Origin of the sequence: Rothia sp. HMSC071F11, assembly GCF_001809115.1 — a bacterium.
GTDB classification, from domain to species: domain Bacteria; phylum Actinomycetota; class Actinomycetes; order Actinomycetales; family Micrococcaceae; genus Rothia; species Rothia dentocariosa.
The window spans coordinates 1-377 of record NZ_KV795753.1 but is presented as its reverse complement, the minus strand read 5'-3'; the positions used below and the strand labels follow the sequence as shown (position 1 = coordinate 377).

Below are 377 nucleotides of genomic sequence, written 5' to 3'. Positions count from 1 at the left end.
TTTGCTGGATATAAAACGCATGACAATGATTCACCATAGAAAATACTAAAGGACCTGCCAGAACGGTTGTGATGATATAGAACGTTATATCAAAACCTTTTATTACCGAGTGATAGGTAGGTATGGCATATATTCCTATCAAACATGCATAGCTAATCATGAAAGCAAGCTTAGGTCGGTGTTGTTTGACCCCGAGCACGGGCTGACCCATCGTACGTTTCAGCGAGGGAACATTCCGAACGAAAAGACCCGCCAACAACCCAATCAACGCAGGAGGCACCACAACCTACCTTTCTCCTAGAACCCGGCAAACCTACCCCTTTATGAGGGACGCTCCGCTTTCTCTAACCGAGTCACCGATGTCAGCCCCGGAGAAC

The 377-nt window shown here is 46.9% G+C and carries 1 pseudogene; it reads right to left on the bottom strand.

Annotation, left to right across the window (positions count from 1 at the left end):
* A pseudogene (locus tag HMPREF2554_RS11660) lies at positions 1–280 on the bottom strand (hypothetical protein); the annotation flags it as partial.
* Between the last annotated feature and the right edge of the window lie 97 nt (positions 281–377).